At 60.8% G+C, this 16,194-nt stretch carries 17 protein-coding genes; 9 read left to right on the forward strand and 8 right to left on the reverse strand.

The window, feature by feature from the left end; genetic code table 11:
* The first annotated feature begins 31 nt into the window (after positions 1-31).
* Positions 32-391: a nuclear transport factor 2 family protein gene (locus C5L10_RS04790; RefSeq protein ID WP_105428736.1), complete on the forward strand. Its 360-nt coding sequence runs from the start codon at positions 32-34 to the stop codon at positions 389-391.
* A 15-nt stretch (positions 392-406) separates the two neighbouring features.
* Here C5L10_RS04790 and C5L10_RS04795 read toward each other — a convergent pair whose 3' ends face one another.
* The 6 genes from C5L10_RS04795 to infC all read right to left on the reverse strand — a co-directional run bounded on the left by C5L10_RS04795 (position 407) and on the right by infC (position 6,160).
* Entirely contained in the window at positions 407-1,024 is a 618-nt protein-coding gene (locus C5L10_RS04795) for a hypothetical protein (RefSeq protein WP_105428737.1), read from the reverse strand.
* A gap of 78 nt (positions 1,025-1,102) precedes the next feature.
* A complete protein-coding gene (gene pheT / locus C5L10_RS04800) occupies positions 1,103-3,526 on the reverse strand; it encodes a phenylalanine--tRNA ligase subunit beta (protein WP_105428738.1) in 2,424 nt (807 codons plus the stop codon).
* Between the two features lie 13 nt (positions 3,527-3,539).
* On the reverse strand, positions 3,540-4,622 hold the full coding sequence (gene pheS / locus C5L10_RS04805; protein ID WP_105428739.1) for a phenylalanine--tRNA ligase subunit alpha: 1,083 nt from the start codon (positions 4,620-4,622) through the stop codon (positions 3,540-3,542).
* 157 nt (positions 4,623-4,779) lie between these two features.
* Positions 4,780-5,184: a 50S ribosomal protein L20 gene (rplT, locus tag C5L10_RS04810; protein WP_046627769.1), complete on the reverse strand. Its 405-nt coding sequence runs from the start codon at positions 5,182-5,184 to the stop codon at positions 4,780-4,782.
* Between the two features lie 39 nt (positions 5,185-5,223).
* Positions 5,224-5,427 carry a 50S ribosomal protein L35 gene (gene rpmI, locus C5L10_RS04815; RefSeq protein WP_007751830.1) on the reverse strand — a complete coding sequence of 68 codons (204 nt, stop codon included), beginning with the start codon at positions 5,425-5,427 and terminating at the stop codon, positions 5,224-5,226.
* Positions 5,428-5,623: 196 nt separating this feature from the next.
* Positions 5,624-6,160 (reverse strand): translation initiation factor IF-3, encoded by a 537-nt coding sequence (gene infC / locus C5L10_RS04820; RefSeq protein ID WP_046603008.1) that lies wholly within the window; start codon positions 6,158-6,160, stop codon positions 5,624-5,626.
* 182 nt (positions 6,161-6,342) lie between these two features.
* Between infC and C5L10_RS04825 the strand changes: the two genes are divergently transcribed.
* The 3 genes from C5L10_RS04825 (at position 6,343) to C5L10_RS04835 (ending at position 9,611) form a co-directional block, all read left to right on the forward strand.
* The gene (locus tag C5L10_RS04825; protein WP_105428740.1) at positions 6,343-7,146 is read left to right on the forward strand and encodes a carboxylesterase; all 804 of its coding nucleotides are present in this window, start codon (positions 6,343-6,345) and stop codon (positions 7,144-7,146) included.
* A 130-nt stretch (positions 7,147-7,276) separates the two neighbouring features.
* A complete protein-coding gene (locus C5L10_RS04830) occupies positions 7,277-7,891 on the forward strand; it encodes a transglutaminase-like cysteine peptidase (RefSeq protein WP_046667300.1) in 615 nt (204 codons plus the stop codon).
* 139 nt (positions 7,892-8,030) lie between these two features.
* Positions 8,031-9,611 carry a sensor histidine kinase gene (locus tag C5L10_RS04835; RefSeq protein ID WP_172716913.1) on the forward strand — a complete coding sequence of 527 codons (1,581 nt, stop codon included), beginning with the start codon at positions 8,031-8,033 and terminating at the stop codon, positions 9,609-9,611.
* Positions 9,612-9,753: 142 nt separating this feature from the next.
* Here the strand turns inward: C5L10_RS04835 and mbfA are convergent, their stop codons facing one another.
* The gene (mbfA, locus tag C5L10_RS04840) at positions 9,754-10,737 is read right to left on the reverse strand and encodes an iron exporter MbfA (RefSeq protein WP_105428742.1); all 984 of its coding nucleotides are present in this window, start codon (positions 10,735-10,737) and stop codon (positions 9,754-9,756) included.
* A 239-nt stretch (positions 10,738-10,976) separates the two neighbouring features.
* On the opposite strand from mbfA, the gene C5L10_RS04845 reads away from it, so the two are divergent.
* The gene (locus C5L10_RS04845) at positions 10,977-12,083 is read left to right on the forward strand and encodes a TRAP transporter substrate-binding protein (RefSeq protein ID WP_105428743.1); all 1,107 of its coding nucleotides are present in this window, start codon (positions 10,977-10,979) and stop codon (positions 12,081-12,083) included.
* Positions 12,084-12,140: 57 nt separating this feature from the next.
* Here the strand turns inward: C5L10_RS04845 and C5L10_RS04850 are convergent, their stop codons facing one another.
* Positions 12,141-13,046 carry an AraC family transcriptional regulator gene (locus C5L10_RS04850; protein ID WP_105428953.1) on the reverse strand — a complete coding sequence of 302 codons (906 nt, stop codon included), beginning with the start codon at positions 13,044-13,046 and terminating at the stop codon, positions 12,141-12,143.
* Positions 13,047-13,201: 155 nt separating this feature from the next.
* On the opposite strand from C5L10_RS04850, the gene C5L10_RS04855 reads away from it, so the two are divergent.
* From C5L10_RS04855 to C5L10_RS04870, 4 genes are all read left to right on the forward strand, one after another.
* Positions 13,202-13,930 carry an SDR family oxidoreductase gene (locus C5L10_RS04855; RefSeq protein ID WP_105428744.1) on the forward strand — a complete coding sequence of 243 codons (729 nt, stop codon included), beginning with the start codon at positions 13,202-13,204 and terminating at the stop codon, positions 13,928-13,930.
* Between the two features lie 154 nt (positions 13,931-14,084).
* Positions 14,085-15,191, forward strand: coding sequence for a TRAP transporter substrate-binding protein (locus C5L10_RS04860; protein WP_105428745.1), 1,107 nt, complete (start codon positions 14,085-14,087; stop codon positions 15,189-15,191).
* A gap of 357 nt (positions 15,192-15,548) precedes the next feature.
* Complete coding sequence (locus C5L10_RS04865) at positions 15,549-15,758, forward strand: cold-shock protein (RefSeq protein ID WP_007770461.1); 210 nt, start codon at positions 15,549-15,551, stop codon at positions 15,756-15,758.
* Between the two features lie 126 nt (positions 15,759-15,884).
* Positions 15,885-16,172, forward strand: a complete 288-nt coding sequence (locus C5L10_RS04870; RefSeq protein WP_046630247.1) for a hypothetical protein — start codon at positions 15,885-15,887, stop codon at positions 16,170-16,172.
* The last annotated feature ends 22 nt before the right edge of the window (positions 16,173-16,194 follow it).

Consider the following 16,194-nt stretch of genomic DNA (forward strand, 5'->3'; position numbering starts at 1 on the left):
GTATGCCGGCGCTAACGATGGGAGAAGATCGATGTCCGAGGAGCGGGCCGTTCAGGCGGTGATCCATCTCTATGTGGACGGAATGACGTTTGCGCATGAGGCGGCGCTTCGAAAGGCGTTCCACCCCAAAGCGTGTATCATCGGCAATTACGACGGCGCGGTCGAATGGCTGTCGCTCGACGATTTCGTCGGGGCGGTGACCTCGGAAGGCCCCGCCCCCGCCGGCACCCAGCCGCTGATCCAGATCGAGGCGCTCGACGTCACCGGCGACGCCGCGACGGTTAAGGTGGTCGATCAGTTCGCCGGCATGCGGTTCTCGGACTATCTCTCGCTTCTGAAGATCGACGGCCGCTGGATGATCGTCAACAAGCTCTATCACCTGCATTCGTGAACGGTCCGCCATCGCTTACCGCTTAAGCGCCGGAAACCCCACGTAGTGTTCGGAATGATCGCCTTCGTTGTTGGGCATCCCGATCTTTGTGAGCACGCCGCGCGGCTCGGCGAAGCTGCGGATCCGGCGGGCGGGCTTTTCGTGCCACTGGATGTTCATCGCCCAGAGTTTCGGAAAGACCATGATCGACGCGTAAGGCAGGTGGTCGTGGATCCACCAAGCCATCTTCTGCCAGTCGCCGTCGTCGTTATAGTTATCGACCAGCCAAGGGAAAACGACGCAGGCGGTGGCGCCCGTGAAGCCCTTGGCATCGCGCCGATCCCAGATATGGTCGGCCGCCGTGTTGGCATTGGAGGAGCAATTGAGATTGTTCTTGTTGCCGAATTCGTTGACCTTAGCGCAGCGATAACCGGAGCGCAGGTGCAACCGCCCGAACGTCGCCTGCAGCGGCTCCAGCAGTTCCTCGCAGAGGTGCCGGCCCGCCTCGATCGCCAGGTCCGGGTCTTCCGGAATGTTCGGGATGGCGTAGAAATTGGCGATCTCCGAAAACAGGAAATCGCGGAAGAAGAAGTTCTTCGACAGCCGCACCCGGCCGAGTTCCTCAAGCCCTTTCATCGATCCCGGTGTGCGCATCGTTCCTCCAATAAAAAAGCCTGCCCCACATCATCCGTGAGGCAGGCTATCTTTCAGAGGTGATTCAGGCCACCCGTTTCAGGCGCGCAAGGTACCGCCGGTGGTCTTTTCGACATTGGCGACGATCTTGGCCGTCAGCGTATCGAAATCCTCGTCGGTCAGCGTGCGCTCGACCGGCTGGATCAGCACTTCGACCGCAATCGACTTCCGGCCCTCGCCAAGCGACGCTCCTTCGAACACGTCGAAGACGTTGACGCCGGTGATCAGCTTGCGGTCGGCGGTCGATGCCGCCTTGACGATCGCGCCGGCCTCGACATCGCTTGAAACCACGAACGCGAAGTCGCGCTTGACCACCTGGAAGGGCGAAAGCTCGAGCGGCGGCTTGGTGCGCGTCGCCTTCTTCTTCGGTTCGGGCATGGCGTCGAGGAAGACCTCGAAGCCGCAGAGAGCGCCCGAGACGTCAAGAGCGCCGAGCGTCTTCGGGTGGAATTCGCCGAAATAACCGAGCACGACTTTCGGACCCATCTTGATGGTGCCGGAGCGGCCCGGGTGATACCATTCCGGCGCGCCCTTCTCGATCTGCACGTTGCCCATCGGCAGGCCGCAGGCTTCGAGCACCGCCAGCGCATCGGCCTTGGCGTCGAAGACGTCGACCGGCTTGCCGCCGCCCTTGGCAGTGTTCGACCAGAGGCGGCCGGTGCCGTTGATCGTAGCCGTGCCGCGACGAATGCCGCCGGCCACGCGGCGCTGGCCTTCCGGCCTGTCGCTTTCGTAAGTGCCGGACACCTCGAAGATCGCCACGTCACCAAAGCCCTTGTCGGCATTGCGCTGTGCCGCGGACAGCAGGCCCGGCAGCAGCGACGGCCGCATGTCGGACATATCGGCTGCGATCGGGTTGGCGAGCTTCAGCGCGCGGGCGCCGCCGCCGAAGAGCTTTGCCTGATCTTCCGGAATGAAGGACCAGGTGACGGCCTCCAGCATGCCGCGCGAGGCAAGCGCCCGCTTGGCGGTGCGGGTGCGGATCTGCAGGGTTGTCAGGATCTTGGCATTGACGCTCGAGAGTTTCTCGATCGGTTCGGGCTTGATCTGGTCGACGCCATGAATGCGCATGACTTCCTCGACGAGGTCGGCCTTGCCGTCGACATCCGGACGCCAGGACGGCACGGTGACGGAGACACGCTCTCCGGAGCCTTCGACCGCGAAACCAAGTCGCGTCAGGATATGACGGCTTTCCTCGGTCGAGACTTCAAGGCCCGTCAGGCGTTTCACTTCCGCATAGGGGAAATCGACGATCTTCGGCTGATGGCCCTTGTAACCGACGACTTTCGCTTCCGCGGCCACGCCGCCGCAGAGTTCCAGTACCAGATGGGTGGTGCGGTCGAGGCCGGGAACCATGTATTCCGGATCGACGCCGCGTTCGAACCGATAGCGGGCATCGGTGATGATGCCGAGCGAACGGCCGGACTTGGCGATGTTGATCGGATCCCAGAGCGCGGATTCGATCAGCACGTCGACGGTGTTCTCGTCGCAGCCGGAATGTTCGCCGCCCATGATGCCGCCGATCGATTCCACGCCGTTGTCATCTGATATAACGACGTTGCTGGGGTTCAGCTTGTATTCGCGCGTGTCTAGCGCCAGCACCGTCTCGCCGTCCAACGCGCGGCGAACCGTAAGGTCGCCCTTCACCTTGGCGGCATCGAAGACGTGCATCGGCCGGCCGTGGTCGAAGGTCATGAAGTTGGTGATATCGACCAGCGCATTGATCGGGCGAAGGCCGATCGCCTTCAGCCGCTGCTGCATCCACAGCGGGCTCGGGCCGTTTTTGACACCGCGCACGAGGCGCAGGCCGAAACCGGGGCAGAGCCGTTCGTCGTCGAGAATGATCTTCAGGCCGACGGAGGTCTGGCCTTCGGTCTTGAAATCCGGCTTTGCCTGGGGTTTCAGCGTGCCGAGGCCGGAGGCCGCCAGATCACGGGCGATGCCGTGGATCGAGGTGCAGTCCGGACGATTCGGCGTCAGGTTGATCTCGATGACCGGGTCGTCGAGGCCGGCATAGGAGGCAAAAGGCGTGCCGACCGGCGCATCCTCGGCCAAGTCGATGATGCCGTCGTGATTGTCGGACATGTCGAGCTCTTTTTCCGAGCACATCATGCCGTGGCTTTCGACGCCGCGGATATTGCCGACGGCGAGCGTGACATCGATCCCCGGAACGTAAGTTCCAGGTTTCGCGAAGGCGCCGATCATGCCGGCGCGTGCGTTGGGCGCGCCGCAGACGACCTGCACCGGCTTGCCGTCGCCGGCATCCACCATCAGCACCTTGAGCCGATCGGCGGACGGATGCTTTTCGGCCGAGAGAACCTTGGCGATGACGAACGGCTTGTAGGCCGCCTTGTCGTCGACATCCTCGACTTCAAGGCCGATCGCGGTCAGGCGCTCGCAAATTTCATTGAGGGTCGCATCCGTTTCCAGATGATCCTTCAGCCAGGAGAGTGTGAATTTCATCGTCGTTTCTCCCTTACGCGCTCAGGCCGCCGAACAAAGTCGGCATGTCGAGCGGGCGGAAACCGTAGTGGTTCATCCAGCGGACGTCGGCGTTGAAGAAGTCGCGCAGGTCCGGCATGCCGTATTTCAGCATGGCGATGCGGTCGAGGCCCATGCCCCAGGCAAAACCCTGGAACTCGTCCGGATCGAGCCCGCCGGCGCGCAGCACGTTCGGGTGCACCATGCCGCAGCCGAGGATTTCCATCCAGTCGGTGCCCTCGCCGAACTTGACGATCGGGCCGGAGCGGTCGCACTGGATGTCCACTTCGAAGCTCGGCTCGGTGAACGGGAAGAAGGACGGGCGGAAGCGCATGGTGACGCTTTCGACCTCGAAGAAGGCCTTGCAGAACTCTTCGAGTATCCAGCGCATGTTGCCGACATGCGACTTGCGATCGACCACCAGGCCTTCGACCTGATGGAACATCGGCGAGTGGGTCGCGTCACTGTCCTGGCGATAGGTCTTGCCGGGAATGATGATGCGGATTGGCGGCTTTTGCGATTCCATCGTGCGGATCTGCACTGGAGAGGTATGGGTGCGCAGGACCTTGCGCTCGCCATTCTCGTCGGGTTGGAAGAAGAAGGTGTCGTGCATCTCGCGGGCCGGATGGCCTTCGGGGAAGTTGAGCGCGGTGAAATTGTAGTAGTCGGTCTCGACATCCGGGCCCTCGGCGATCGAGAAGCCCATGTCGCCGAAGATGGCGGTGATCTCGTCGACGATCTGGCTGATCGGATGAATGCGGCCGCGCTCGGCGGGCGAAGAGCGCACCGGCAGCGAGATGTCGACCGTCTCGGCCTTGAGACGCGCCTCGATCGCCGCGTCCCTCAGCACCGTCTTGCGCTCGGCGATGGCGTCGGTGATCTCGTTCTTCAGCGCGTTGATCGCCGCGCCGCGGGTCTGGCGTTCTTCCACCGACATCGAGCCCAGCGTCTTCAGGAGTTCTGAGACGGAGCCCTTCTTGCCGAGAGCGCCGACGCGCACGGCCTCGATCGCCGCCTCGTCACTGGTGCCGGCGATTTCCGCCAGGAGCGAAGTTTTCAGGTTTTCCAGATCGGACATGGTTTCTTCCGTTTGATGCTCGGCGAGATCTATGGCGAGGTCGTGACGGCTGTTTGGGGAATGACGTGTGGGGATGCCAAAAGAAAAACCCGCGCCAGCCGTAACCAGCGCGGGTTTCCCAAAATCAGTAAAGCTAATTAAGCTTGGGAAGCGCTGGTTAACGAACCGCGCTTTCAAACTCGTTGGTGGTGCCGGCGTCCTTGAGGTACTCAAGAGCCTTCTTCGAAGCGGCAACCAGAGCACCGAATGCTTCCGGCTCATGGATTGCCATGTCGGAGAGAACCTTGCGGTCGACTTCGATACCGGCCTTGTTGAGACCGTCGATGAAGCGGCCGTAGGTCAGGCCTGATTCGCGGACGGCAGCGTTGATACGCTGGATCCACAGGGCGCGGAAATTGCGCTTCTTGACGCGACGGTCGCGCGTGGCGAACTGACGCGAACGATCGACGGCAGCCTTGGCGGCCCGGATCGTATTCTTGCGGCGGCCGTAGAAGCCCTTGGCTGCCTTCAAAGTCTTGGTGTGCTTGGCGCGGGAAGTGACGCCCCGTTTTACGCGTGCCATGTCATGATCTCCTTAACTGATCCAAAAGTGACGAGGGTCTCAGAGACCGTTCGGCAGGTAGTTCTTGATAACCTTCTTGCCATCGGGTTCGGCAAGGATCATCGTTCCGCGCGCATCGCGGATGAACTTGTTGGACCGCTTGATCATGCCGTGGCGCTTACCAGCGGCGGCTGCAACGACTTTGCCGGTGGCGGTGATCTTGAACCGCTTCTTGGCAGCCGATTTCGTCTTCATCTTGGGCATTTTGCTACTCCAGTTTTGTATCGAAACCACAGACGATGCTGGTTTCAAGCATTTAGAACAGCCACGGCATGCCCTGCCGGACCGTTCGGAACGCGCGCTTATAACCGCAGTCGGTCAAAAGCGCAATGGGAAAGAAAAACGCGGCAAAAGCCCGGCCGAAATGCCGGCAAATGCGCGAAAGGCAAATGGTGGGCGCTTATTTCGGCGCCAGCACCATCATCATCTGGCGGCCTTCAAGCTTCGGCTCGGCTTCCACCTTGGCGATTTCCGTGGTGTCGTCCTTCACCTGAAGCAGGAGCTTCATGCCGAGTTCCTGGTGGGCCATTTCGCGGCCGCGGAACTTCAGCGTCACCTTGACCTTATCGCCCTCTTCAAAGAAGCGGTTCATCGCCTTCATCTTCACGTCATAGTCATGCGTGTCGATGTTGGGACGCATCTTGATTTCTTTGATTTCGACGATCTTCTGCTTCTTGCGGGCTTCTGCCGCTTTCTTCTGGTTCGCATATTTCAGCTTGCCCAGGTCGAGGATCTTGCACACTGGCGGCTCGGTGTTCGGCGAGATCTCGACGAGATCGAGGCCGGCGTCCTCAGCCATCTTGAGAGCCTGCTCGGTCGGAACGATACCAAGGTTCAAGCCTTCGGCATCGATAAGCTGGACCTTGGGAATGCGAATTTCCCGGTTGGAGCGCGGCCCGTCCTTAACAGGGGCATCGGTTTTGAATGGTCTGCGGATGGTCGTATTCTCCTAGATTGTTTCGGCACCGCAGCGACACATCGAGGGCGTCCGGCTTGCGGCCGACGGCAATGTCGTGATCGCTACGGCGAAGTCAATAGCATAGCCGCGCGAAAAAATCACCTGCTGTCCTATGCCTAAGAATCTGTTTTATAGGCGCGGCAAAACCTCAGGATTCCACCATGACCGATGCAGCCAATCTCACCCGCAAAACGATCACCGTCGGCTCCGGAACGTTTGCGCGGGAGATCGCAATCATCCACCGGTCCGCGAGCAAGAAGAAGCCGGGGCCTGCCTTCGTCTGGCTCGGCGGCTACCGGTCGGACATGACGGGCACCAAGGCCGCCGAACTCGACGCGCTTGCCGGCGAACTCGGGCTCGCGGCGATCCGGTTCGACTATTCGGGCCACGGCACTTCCGGCGGCGCCTTCCGCGAGGGCACGATCTCGCGCTGGTTGGAAGAGGCAATCGCCGTCCTTGACGACATCAAGCCGAAACGCGTCATCCTGGTCGGCTCGTCGATGGGTGGGTGGATCGCGCTGCGCCTCGTGCAGGAATTGAAGAGGCGTAAGAAGGCCGCCAAGGTCGACGGCATCGTGCTGATCGCGCCGGCGCCGGATTTCACGGCGGAACTCATCGAACCCAATCTCACCGAAGCCGAACGGCAGTCGCTTGCCGAGCGCGGTTATCTCGAGGAACGGTCCGAATACAGCCCGGAGCCCAATATCTATACGCGCGCCCTCATAGAGGACGGCCGCAGCAATCTGGTCATGACCGGCATTATAGAGACGGGTTGCCCGGTGCACATCCTGCAGGGCATGAAGGATCCGGACGTGCCTTACGCCCACGCATTAAAGCTCGTCGAATTCCTGCCCGCCGACGACGTCGTCCTGACGCTGATCCGCGACGGAGATCACCGGCTCTCCAGGCCCCAGGACATCGAAAAATTGCGGGCTGCGGTCTTGGCCCTAATATTTAATGATTAAATTTTGGGCTGATACAAAAATGTTGCAGCCTTAACCATAATGCGAGCGATCACCCGTTAACAAAACTCACTGATTGACTCTTTCTCCCGTCCGCCCTTAACGTTTCATTAGGATTTGAAGGGACGGGTCCATGATGATAGCCTTGCAGGCGCGGCGTATAGCCGTGATCCTAGTTAGCGTACTTGTACCAGTGAGTGCTGCAGTTCCGGCTCCAAGGCCAATGGCCGCGATGGTCACCGGTGCCGTTACCTCCCAGCCGATCGGCCATTACGAATTCTGTCATAAATATGCGACGGAATGCTCTATCAAGAGCCGCTCCGCTCCTTCCCCCAAGGTCAGCGCGAAAGGCTGGGCTGCCGTCCGCCAGATCAACCGGGCAGTCAACGCGCGTTACATCGCCAAGACCGACAAGGAAGTCTACGGCCGCGAAGAGGTCTGGAGCTATCCGAGCAATTTCGCCGATTGCGAGGACTTTGCGCTCGAAAAGCGCAAGGAACTCGCGGCGCAGGGCTTCGCCCTTTCCGATCTCCTGATGACCGTCGTCCGCAAGCCGGACGGCGAAGGCCATGCTGTCCTGACGTTGCGCACGTCGGACGGGGATTTCATCCTCGACAACCTCGATAACGAGGTAAAGCCCTGGTTTGCAACGCCCTACACCTTCCTGAAGCGTCAGGCGTCGTTCAACACCGGACGCTGGGTCACCATCGAAAATGGCCGCGACCTGCTGGTCGGCGCATTGAAATAACATGCAGCCCTGAGTACAGATTGACATTCGCCCGCATCATTCAGGTTGCGGGCGAATGTTTTTGGTATCGCCTTGTCGGAAGACGTTTCCCCGATGCACCCAACCTGCTAGGAGGGAATCTCTGAAACCGGAGCGGGTTGTGCGTGACGATGTGAAACCAGGCTTGCCACACGCGCCCCGTGCAACGAGGCCCACCCTCCCGATCCTGCTGACCGGCTTGTTTGCCCTTGCCCTGCTGGCGGTCGCCGGCCTTATCATCCTCGAAAACTACCGAACTGCCCTAAAGGAAGGCGAAGCTCGCGCGCTCTCGTCCGCGCATGTGGTCGCGGCTCACCTGGAGTGGATGATCGAAGCGAGCGACCAGGCCCTGCGACGCATCGGAACCGAGGTGGGAGACAGGCCGATCGATGGTTCACCCGGTCTCGCGGCCGACCTGTCGCGGGCTGTCGGGCAACTGCCGGCGGGTTTTCAGTATTCGCTTCTGGATGACACCGGCGTCGTCCGCTTTTCCAGTGCCGGCGGCGACACCCCTGGAAATGTATCCGACAATCACAGCGAGCGCTCATATTTCAGCAGGCTGAGGGATGGCCAGGACCTCACTTTCACCCGGCTGCTCGACAACGAACGCGCCGGCAAGCCATCCTTCACCGTCGCGCGGCGGATAGAGCGAGACGGGATTTTCCGGGGCATCGCCAGCATTACCATCCCGAACGAGAGCCTGGACGGTTTCTGGGCCTCGATGGGGCTCGGGCCGAACTCCACGATTTTGATCATCAGGGATGACGGGTGGCTGATCGCCCGACGACCGGCGACAACGCGCCCGATCGATCTCAGTACGACCGCGTGGTACCCGATGACGCGCCAAATGCCCACCGGCTTCTACCACAGTCCAGTCTCGCCGATCGACGGCCATGCCCGCATCGTCGCCTTCTGGAAGGTCTCCGGTTGGCCGCTCATCGCCCTTGCGGCCATCGCACGACAGGAAATCCTCGACCAGTTCTGGCGCAATCTCTTTTCGGACACGCTGGTCATGCTGCCGTTGATGGCGCTGCTGGTCCTCGGCGCCTTCTGGATCAACCGCCTTCTCTATCGCACCGCGGTCCGCAACGAAGAACTGGAGCAGGCGGTGGAGCGCAACCGCTTTCTGCTGCGGGAAATTCATCACCGGGTGAAGAACAATCTCCAGGCGGTTCTGGCGCTCGTGCGGCTGCAGGCCTTGCCGGTCGACGCGCGCGACGACATGACGAGGCGCATCGCGGCGATGATCGCCGTGCATGAGCAAATCTACCAGAACGATCAGTTCGAACAGGTCGAGGTGGCGCCCTATGCTACCAAGCTGATCACCGACATCGCCTCGGGCTACGAGACGCCCGTCGTGCTCGACCTCAGGCTGCAGCCGCTGACCGTCGATCGCGAGCAGGCTTTGCCGCTCGGGATGATCATCAACGAGGTGGTTTCAAACTCGTTCAAATATGCCTTTGCCGGTCGTCAAGGCGGCAGGCTTTCGGTCGAACTCCGCGAAGACGGCGACAATCTGAGCCTTGTCATCCGCGACGACGGGCCGGGCATCGAAGCCTTCAATCGGACCGGGGGCATGGGCAGCAAGCTGATCGCCAATTTCGTCAAGCAACTCGGCGGACATTTCACCACCCGCAACGACGGCGGCGCGGTGTTTTCGCTCGAGGTGCCGCGGGTCAGGGCGCCCCAAGTGGCGGCGTGAGGCTTTGCCAGCGGATTCCCGACCGCGCGTTTGAGCTCAGGGGGTTTGCTGCACCGGATCCCGGCCCTTCGCTTTGGGCTCAGGGCGTTCAGCGCTCAAAACGCTCCACCGGAGCGTTTTGACGGCTTGCAGCCGTCGCGCCTCACCCATTCCCGATCAGGATGCCTGCGGCGAGCACCAGCGATCCGCCGAACACCACCTGGACGACTGCCCTCAGGAACGGTGTTTCCATGTAGCGGTTCTGGATAAAGGCGATCGCCCAGAGTTCGAAGAAGACGATGATCGCGGCGACGATGGTCGCGGTCCAGAAATGCGGAATGAGGTAAGGCAGCGTGTGGCCGAGGCCGCCGAGCGCCGTCATGATGCCGGAGGCAAACCCGCGTTTGGTCGGTGAACCGCGTCCGGAAATCTTGCCGTCGTCGTGGGCGGCTTCGGTAAAGCCCATGGAAATGCCGGCACCGACCGAGGCCGACAGGCCGATCAGGAAGGTGGACCAGGTGTCGCCGGTCGCGAAGGCCGCCGCGAAGATCGGCGCCAGCGTCGAGACCGAACCGTCCATCAGCCCGGCGAGACCCGGTTGCACATAGGTGAGGATGAACTGGCGGCGGGCGGTCTCGTCTTCCTCGGTCTTCACGTCGTCGGTCACATGTTTGTCGCCGAGCATCCGGGCGATATCCTCATGCCCCTGCTCGGCAATCGCCAGATCGCCGAGCAGCTGCCGCGTCGAGGCGTCGGAAACCTGCTTTACCGCTTCGGTATAGAACCGGAAAGCCTGTCGCTCCATGGCTTCCGCCTGTTCCCGGATAGTGTCGAGCGGCAGGTTGCGGGTCAGCCAATCCGGCTTACGCTCGTAGAAACCACGCACATGTTCGCGGCGGATCAGCGGGATGCGCTCGCCGAAGCGCGAGCGGAACATCTCGATCAACATGTTCTTGTGGGTCTGCTCGACCTCCGCCATGTCTTCAAACACCTTGGCGGAGGCCGGGAACTGGTCCTTGAGATTGTCCGCATAAGCGAGATAGATCCGCGCGTCCTCCTCTTCCGAAGCAATGGCAAGCGCCAGGATTTCCTTCTCGTCGAGGGAGGCGAATGGGCGCTTGGAACTGGAAAGAAGGCGGGCGAGCATGAAAACCTCTTATTAGAATAATTCTAAACTAACGTGTCATCGGAAAACTTCAAGGGATTTTTCCCTCGCCCGCGAACTAAAGGCACCGGGAACGACGGGCGCAATATCCGGAAAGATTGCTGCGATGCAGCGTAATATTCCGGATTTTTTTCTTGCTGTTCCCGAAATGAAAGGACTATGAGCTGCGCCGCACGGGCCAAATTCCGGGCACCTCCCAAAGTTTAGAAGGCATAGATCCCATGAACCGCAGAAACTTCTTCCGGCAGGCCGCGACCGCCGGCGTGGGCGCCGCCGCAGCGACCGCGCTCGCGGCGCCTGCCATTGCCCAGGAATCCCCGAAGATCACCTGGCGGATGACCTCGTCGTTCACCAAGAACACCGACATTCTCTGGTCCGCCGCCACCGACATCGCCGAAAGCGTCAAGGAAGCCTCGGACGGCAACTTTACGATCCACACCTTTGCCGCTGGCGAAATCGTGCCACCGCTGCAGGCAGCGGACGCCGTTTCCAACGGCACCGTCGAAATGGCGCATACCTGCGCCTATTACTATATCGGTAAGGACCCGACCTTTGCGCTCGGCACGGCCGTTCCGTTCGGTCTCAACGCCCGCCAGACCAATGCGTGGTTCTCGGTCGGCGGCGGCAACGAGCTGCTCAACGACTTCCTTGGCGGCTACAATCTCTTCGCGCTGCCGGCCGGCAATACCGGTGCCCAGATGGGCGGTTGGTACCGCAAGGAAATCAATACGATCGAGGACCTGAAGGGCCTCAAGATGCGCATTGCCGGCCTCGCAGGCCAGGTGATGCAGAAGCTCGGCGTCACGCCTCAGCAGATCGCCGGCGGCGACGTCTACGCAGCGCTTGAAAAGGGCACGATCGACGCCACCGAATTTGTCGGCCCTTATGACGACCAGAAGCTCGGTTTCGTGAAGGTCGCCAAGTACTACTATTATCCGGCATGGTGGGAAGGTGGACCGGCCGTCCACGCCTTCATGAACAAGGACAAGTTCAACGCTCTTCCGAAGAGCTACCAGCGCATGATCAAGGATGCATGCGCCAATGCCAACCAGAACATGCTTTCCCGCTACGACACCAGCAACGCCAAAGCGCTGCGGCAGCTCGTTTCGGAAGGCGCCGTCCTGAAGCCGTTCAGCCCGGAAATCCTCGAAGCCAGCTACAAGGCTGCGCTCGAAGTCTATGCCGAACTCAACGCCAAGAACGCCGCCTTCAAGAAGATCTACGATAGCCAGCAGGCCTTCAAGAAGGAAGGCTATCTGTGGAACCAGATCGCCGAATACAGCTACGACACCTTCATGATGGTGCAGCAGCGCAAGGGCACGCTGTAATCATCGATTGAGGTTGAATATCAAAAGCCCGGAGCGAACCTCCGGGCTTTTCGCTTGTCAGCCTTCGACCAGTTCGGCATCGCCAACCATCCTGTCGCGCAGGCGGCCGACATCGCGAGCCGGCGAGGCGCCGAACTGTCGGGAGTATTCGCGGCTGAACTGGGTGACGCTCTCGTATCCCACTGAAAAGGCGACCCGCGCCGTATCGCCCGCTTCCGCCAACAGCCGGCGGCGGGCCTCGTGCAGGCGGATGCTCTTCTGGTACTGGATCGGGCTCATGGCGGTCACCTCCTTGAAGTGGCGGTGAAAGACCGAAACACTCATGCCCGCAACCCGCGCCAGTTCGTCGACTCTCAGCGGCGCATCGAAGCGCGTGCGGATATGGCCGATTGCCCTGCGGATATGGCCGAGCCGGCTCTCCGGCCGCACCAGCTGGCGGATCGCCGCCCCTTGCGGGCCTTGCAGCAGCCGATAGAGGATTTCCCGCTCGAGCAGCGGACCGAGCACACGGACATCCTGCGGGCGTTCGATCAGCCGGGTAAAGCGCAGGAAGGCCTCGGCCAGTTCCGACGTCACGGGGCTCACCCCGAAACAGGCGCCGCAGCAGACAACGGCGTCGTCAGGCATGTCGATCAGGATTTCGGCAATCGCGGCCATGTCGAGCGTCAGGCTGAGCGCAAGATAGGGCTGTTCGGGGCTCGCATCGACAATCTGCCCCGAGGCCGGCACTTCGACGGAGGAGACGAAATAGCTCGCACTGTCGTAATGCATCGCCTGGTCGCCGATCACCACGCATTTCGATCCCTGCAGAACAAGGCAAAGCATCGGCTCGTAGACGCTCGGCAGCATGCTGGTCGGGTTCGTTCCCTTCATGATGACAAGGCGCGGCACCGCCGTTTCGGTGCGGCGGCCGACAGCATGGCGCGAGACCAGATTGCGGATTTCATCCATGGGCTTCGTCATGCCCTTGAGATGCCAACAGACCGCCTCGGGCGCAAGAGCTACCGCCGATGCAAAAGCCGCAGTCGGGAGGATTAGGCAAGAAATCGGCAGTTCTTGGCTCACGCCCAGACCATCCATGCCTCCATCTGTGGCCTGCAACCACAGGAGCATTGCCCATGACCAAACAGAAGACAGCACTCGTCACCGGCGCCAACAGGAGCATCGGCTTCGAGATCGCAAGACGGCTCGCCACCGAGGGATATCGCGTCTGGCTCGGCAGCCGCGATGTCGGCCGCGGCGAAGAAGCGGCGCAAAAACTGCGCGACCAAGGGCTCGACGCGCATGTCCTGCAGCTCGACGTCACCAGCGACGAAAGCGTCACCTCGGCGATCGCGGAACTCAGCCGCCAGACCGACCATCTCGACGCGCTCATCAACAATGCCGGCATTGCCGACAGCTTTACGCACCAGCCCTTCGACGAGCCGATCGACGTCGTAAAGGCGGTTTACGAGGTGAACACGTTCGGGCCGATCCGCATCACCCAGGCGGCGCTACCCCTGCTCAAGGCATCCGGCGCAGGGCGTGTCGTCATGCTGAGCAGTGAACTCGGCTCGCTCCAGGCTCTGCTCGACCCGCAAAACCAGTTCTACGCCATCAATGCGCTGGGCTACAATTCGTCCAAGACAGCGCTCAATGCCGTTACCGTGTCGTTCGCCAAGGCGGCGGCGCCCTTCGGTATCAAGGTCAACGCGGCCGATCCGGGTTACACCAAGACCGACATGAACGGCCATTCGGGTTATCGCACCGTCGAACAGGCGGCCGAAGCACCGGTGCGGCTTGCCACGCTGGGTCCAGACGGCCCGACGGCCGGCTATTTCTTCGACGCTCAAACTCTCCCCTGGTGATCTGATTAGTGAGCGCCATTGCCCGGTCGGCCTTGAGATCGACCGGGCACCAGTGCGACCTTTCGGAATTTCCTTGCCGTTCCCGAAATGAAAGGATTATGAGCGAACCGAGAGCCCGGACAGGCCGCGCACACTTCGCTTCGAGGAGGATTTCATGGATCGCAGACATTTCTTCAAGCAGGCCGCCACGGCCGGGGTCGGCGCCGCTGCCGCAACCGCGCTTGCCGCCCCGGCGATTGCCCAGGAAAGCCCCAGGGTCAACTGGCGACTGACTTCTTCTTTTCCGAAGAGCCTCGACATCATCTTCAACGCCGCCAACCAGATCGCCGACAGCGTCAGGAACGCCACTGACGGCAAATTCACCATCCAGACATTCGGGGCCGGCGAAATCGTGCCGCCGCTGCAGGCGGCAGACGCGGTTGCCAACGGCACGGTCGAGATGGCCCATACCTGCTCCTATTATTACATCGGCCAGGATCCGGCGTTTGCGCTCGGCACCGCCATTCCCTTCGGGCTCAACGCCCGCATGACCAACGCATGGTTCACGGCAGGCGGCGGCAACGACCTGATCAACGAGTTCCTGGCCCCGCGCAACCTCTATGCCCTGCCCGCCGGCAATAGCGGCACCCAGATGGGCGGCTGGTTCCGCAAGGAAATCAACACGATCGATGACCTCAAGGGCCTCAAGATGCGCATTGCCGGCCTCGCAGGCCAGGTGATGCAGAAGGTCGGCGTCACCCCGCAGCAGATCGCCGGCGGCGACGTCTACGCGGCGCTCGAAAAAGGCACGATCGACGCCACGGAATTCGTCGGTCCCTATGACGACCAGAAGCTCGGCTTCGTGAAGGTCGCCAAATATTACTACTACCCGGCATGGTGGGAAGGCGGGCCGGCCATGCATGCCTTCTTCAATCTCGAAAAGTTCAAGGGCCTGCCGAAAAGCTACCAGCAGATCGTCACCGACGCCTGCGCCGCGGCCAACATGAGCATGCTCGCCAATTACGATGCCCACAACGCCACGGCATTGAAGAAGCTCGTCGCCGAAGGCGCGATCCTGAAGCCCTTCAGCCGTGAGATCATGGATGTCTGCTTCAAGGCGGCAATGGAGACCTATGCCGAACTCTCGGCCAAGAGCCCGGCTTTCAAGAAGATCTACGACAGCCAGCAGGCATTCAAGAAAGACGCCTATCTCTGGGCCCAGATCGCCGAATATTCCTACGATACCTATATGATGACGCAGCAGCGCGCCGGCACGCTCTGACCGTCCCATCGCAATGACATGCGCCAAGCCCGGAGCGAGCCTCGGGCTTGGCGTTTGAAAAACGGTCGCCAATGCGTCAGCATCGGCTTCCAAACCGGCCAAAGCGGTTGCTATTTTCAATATTGCATCGTAAAATCATGCCGTTGATTGAGCAGATCGTCATGGCCGTTGAGCGCCCGGAAAATTAAATCTCCGTGGCAGCATTGATTATCAACGGATAAAGCTTATATTGACGCTATCGAAAATTGCTTGCGACCTTTGTTCACGGGCCTGGTGCTCAGTCAGATTTCCTCTCAAATATCGATCAAAGCGGGCGGAATACTGTCCGCAATCTCTAACGATTGAAAGGAAATCGTTATGAATACTGGCACCGTAAAGTGGTTCAATAGCACCAAGGGTTTTGGCTTCATTCAGCCTGATGACGGCGCGACGGACGTTTTCGTTCACGTTTCTGCTGTTGAACGTGCCGGCATGTCTTCCCTGACGGAAGGTCAGAAGATCTCCTACGAGATCGTTCGCGACCGCAAGTCCGGCAAGAGCTCCGCCGACAACCTCCGGGCCGCATAAGGATGTCATTCGCCTCGGCTGACCACGGATGTACTGGCAGCGACGGCTTGAATGACGGGAAGAGGTCGGGGTAACGCCCGGCCTTTTTGTTTTGCCCCGGCTTTCGGCCGGTCCAAGGAGAACACGATGAGCGCAAATGTCTATGCCATAGGCGATAACATCGTCCTCAAGGCAGGCCTTACCCGGACCGCCACTGGCGACCGGACATGCCGCGTCGTGGGCCTTTTGCCGGCAGCCGATCGCGGTGAAAACCAATATAGAGTACGTTTCGGCAGCGAGAATTTCGAGCGCCGGATCGTTGAAAGTGATATCGACACTTCCGAGACCGCATCGTCCGCCAAGAAGGACGAGGCTTGCGCCGACGCTCCGAGCGGACCGTGGCTGAAGCCGTCGAGCATTCGCATTGGCAAGTGATTCAACACTTTGATCGAACGCG

It is taken from the genome of Neorhizobium sp. T6_25 (assembly GCF_002968555.1).
Lineage (GTDB): Bacteria > Pseudomonadota > Alphaproteobacteria > Rhizobiales > Rhizobiaceae > Neorhizobium.

Coding starts and splice junctions, on each gene's coding strand:
- C5L10_RS04790 (WP_105428736.1), top strand. CDS start 32: ATGTCCGAGGAGCGGGCCGTTCAGGCGGTGATCCATCTCTATGTGGAC.
- C5L10_RS04795 (WP_105428737.1), bottom strand. CDS start 1,024: ATGCGCACACCGGGATCGATGAAAGGGCTTGAGGAACTCGGCCGGGTG.
- pheT (WP_105428738.1), bottom strand. CDS start 3,526: ATGAAATTCACACTCTCCTGGCTGAAGGATCATCTGGAAACGGATGCG.
- pheS (WP_105428739.1), bottom strand. CDS start 4,622: ATGTCCGATCTGGAAAACCTGAAAACTTCGCTCCTGGCGGAAATCGCC.
- rplT (WP_046627769.1), bottom strand. CDS start 5,184: ATGGCACGCGTAAAACGGGGCGTCACTTCCCGCGCCAAGCACACCAAG.
- rpmI (WP_007751830.1), bottom strand. CDS start 5,427: ATGCCCAAGATGAAGACGAAATCGGCTGCCAAGAAGCGGTTCAAGATC.
- C5L10_RS04825 (WP_105428740.1), top strand. CDS start 6,343: ATGACCGATGCAGCCAATCTCACCCGCAAAACGATCACCGTCGGCTCC.
- C5L10_RS04830 (WP_046667300.1), top strand. CDS start 7,277: ATGATGATAGCCTTGCAGGCGCGGCGTATAGCCGTGATCCTAGTTAGC.
- mbfA (WP_105428742.1), bottom strand. CDS start 10,737: ATGCTCGCCCGCCTTCTTTCCAGTTCCAAGCGCCCATTCGCCTCCCTC.
- C5L10_RS04845 (WP_105428743.1), top strand. CDS start 10,977: ATGAACCGCAGAAACTTCTTCCGGCAGGCCGCGACCGCCGGCGTGGGC.
- C5L10_RS04850 (WP_105428953.1), bottom strand. CDS start 13,046: ATGACGAAGCCCATGGATGAAATCCGCAATCTGGTCTCGCGCCATGCT.
- C5L10_RS04855 (WP_105428744.1), top strand. CDS start 13,202: ATGACCAAACAGAAGACAGCACTCGTCACCGGCGCCAACAGGAGCATC.
- C5L10_RS04860 (WP_105428745.1), top strand. CDS start 14,085: ATGGATCGCAGACATTTCTTCAAGCAGGCCGCCACGGCCGGGGTCGGC.
- C5L10_RS04865 (WP_007770461.1), top strand. CDS start 15,549: ATGAATACTGGCACCGTAAAGTGGTTCAATAGCACCAAGGGTTTTGGC.
- C5L10_RS04870 (WP_046630247.1), top strand. CDS start 15,885: ATGAGCGCAAATGTCTATGCCATAGGCGATAACATCGTCCTCAAGGCA.